At 43.6% G+C, this 2,304-nt stretch carries 3 protein-coding genes; 1 reads left to right on the forward strand and 2 read right to left on the reverse strand.

Annotation, left to right across the window (positions count from 1 at the left end):
- Together BW951_RS22145 and BW951_RS22150 are read right to left on the reverse strand one after the other, a co-directional pair.
- A partial coding sequence (locus BW951_RS22145; protein ID WP_076396848.1) for a hypothetical protein occupies positions 1-1,382 on the reverse strand: 1,382 nt, incomplete at its 3' end.
- A complete protein-coding gene (locus BW951_RS22150) occupies positions 1,382-1,813 on the reverse strand; it encodes a hypothetical protein (protein ID WP_076396850.1) in 432 nt (143 codons plus the stop codon). The genes BW951_RS22145 and BW951_RS22150, both read right to left, overlap by 1 nt.
- A 222-nt stretch (positions 1,814-2,035) precedes the next feature.
- On the opposite strand from BW951_RS22150, the gene BW951_RS22155 reads away from it, so the two are divergent.
- A partial coding sequence (locus tag BW951_RS22155; protein ID WP_175608866.1) for an ATP-dependent Clp protease proteolytic subunit occupies positions 2,036-2,304 on the forward strand: 269 nt, incomplete at its 3' end.

The raw sequence follows: 2,304 nt of genomic DNA on the forward strand, positions 1-2,304 counted from the left end.
AAATTCCCTTCCACCATATCCGGATCGTTTTCTTCCTCTACATTGTAGACCACGTTTCCGGAGGAGTATTCCGGCTCCATTCTTACCATACGGGTGTATTTATTGGGTTTTTGCCTTTCGTCGGTCAGGACACTAAGCGGGTATTTGTATTTTTTGCAGGCGCGTCTGAGGGCTTTCTTTACCGGTCGGGTGTAAAATTGTTTTTCCATATACCAGATGATCCCCACCCCGGGGGGCAGGTTTTTCTCAACTTTGATCATCCATTCGAAAACGTCCTCCAGTTCACAGCGGCGCGTGAACCTTTTAATACAGTAGCGTTTGAACTTATCCTGTCCCCAAACCGATACGGCTTTAAAATCCGAGGTCTGGCTGTTTTCAAAACTCGGATCAAAATACCCGATGATGATATCCATTTTGGAGAGGTGCGGAAGTTTGGCAAAACGGAAATATTTGTTTTTAAAGATTTTCCCTTCAATATCCGTTTCGTGAAAGAATTCCTGCTTGGCAAGAACAGTTCCCGCCTTGGCAATTTTCCTCAGGAGTTCCTGTAATGAATACCGCTGCCACCAGGCAGGTTTTCCGTTTTCGATGGCTTTTACTTTGGAATGGTAAATGCCCTCTCTTTTCTTCGCTCCGGGTTTGGTATCTCCCACGATATTGGCAAGGATTGAATTATGATGAATACGGTTCCCGCCCATCGTGAAACGCGCCCCTTTGATACTGAGGGCAAAATACATGGCTCCTAAAATCTTTTTCACCACTTTATCCACCCTTTTGGGATTGTGGACAATGTCGTCATCGTCCACGTCATCCACCACACCGTAATTGGGACGTTTTTCGTTTTCCCTTGCCCCGCGCGGGGACTGGTCACGACCAAAGGCAAGAAACCGGATTCCATCTTTTGTGGTAAAATCCCCGTCCTCCCATGACCCGAAATTATACTGCTCCCCAAAATCGTGGGCAAAGAGTTTATTGTATTGCAGCTGTGCCTGAAGATCGGATAACAGGTTACACGCGTCGTCCTCATTTTTCCCCATCAAAAGCATTCCCGTTAATTGCTTATGAGCGATAAGCCACATGGGTATAATAATCGTCAGGTGAACGGACTTGGCGTGTTCCCGCGCCCATTCGGCAACCCCGAAAAAGTTCGGATCCGCAAGGCAGGCGTTGGCAAAATCTATATGGAAGTCTGCGCAGTCTGCATCGGCGTATAATTCAAAATAGGTTTTAACAAAATAATTATAATCGGTTAATGCCCTTTTAATTCGTAATTTTTGTGTTTCCTCGGTATCATTAAAGGCAACGGCGGCACTGTTCTGAACCTGTGAACAGAACTCTAACCATTCGTTATAATCCCTTTTGGTGATGGTGATTGCCGACATTACTTTTCCCCGATTTTATAGTCCACGTATTTTTTTTGCAAAAGGTTGATCTCCTTTGCCAGTTCTGCGTTTTGAGTAAAGGCGTACGTCGTGAAATCCTTAAATACATTAATGATCTGGCTGATGGTTACCTTTTTATTCGACAGCTTTTCAATGCTGTTGGCAATCTGAATAATATCATTGGGTTTGCTTTTGGGATCTTCACTCAGGGCATGCGCCTTTTTATACAGGTTTTCGATGATCTTTCGGGCGGTAACCGTTGATGCGCTTTTAAGCAAATCCCATTCGCCCTCGGTTTTCCATTTTCCCAGCGTTTTTTCTGTGACGTGAATGATTTCTGCGATTTCTTTCTGTGTTTTGTCCGTTTCCAGAAACAAGTCCTGAGCTATAGAATATTTCTCGTCATTGGTCAGCTTTTTCTTTTCATTCATCCGTAGGTATTTAATTTTTAATTCGGTCGGATGCAACCTCAATTTCCGGTTTCATTCCTTCTATATAGGAAGCAAAATTGCTTTATATAAGGACTTTACCGAAGCCGGCTGTTAGTGGCTGTATGAAAATATATAACCTCTAAATGAAAATATTCAGCCGCTAACCGTCAGCTTTTTTCGGGGTGTTTTTAAGCCAATCTTTGTCCTGTCAAAATCAAAGAAATGTCTAAAAAGCCCTTTCATTATGAACTCAAAAATCAGGTTTCCGGCAGTGCCGAAATCAGGATGTACGGGTACATCGGAAAATATGATGAGTTCGACTATAAAAGGTTTCAACAGGTTTTCAGGGATGCACTGCAAACTCATAGTGATTTAACCATAAGAATGCACTGCGGGGGCGGTTCTGTGTATGAGGGGCTCGCCATTTATGACCTGATCCTGAATTCAGAAGGACATACCAAAGTCATTGTGGAAGGGATGGCGGCATCTAT

This window comes from Chryseobacterium gambrini (genome assembly GCF_900156825.1).
GTDB classification, from domain to species: Bacteria; Bacteroidota; Bacteroidia; order Flavobacteriales; family Weeksellaceae; genus Chryseobacterium; species Chryseobacterium gambrini.

Excerpts from the sequence above, each read along its gene's own strand:
- BW951_RS22150 (WP_076396850.1), bottom strand. The coding sequence starts at position 1,813 with ATGAATGAAAAGAAAAAGCTGACCAATGACGAGAAATATTCTATAGCT.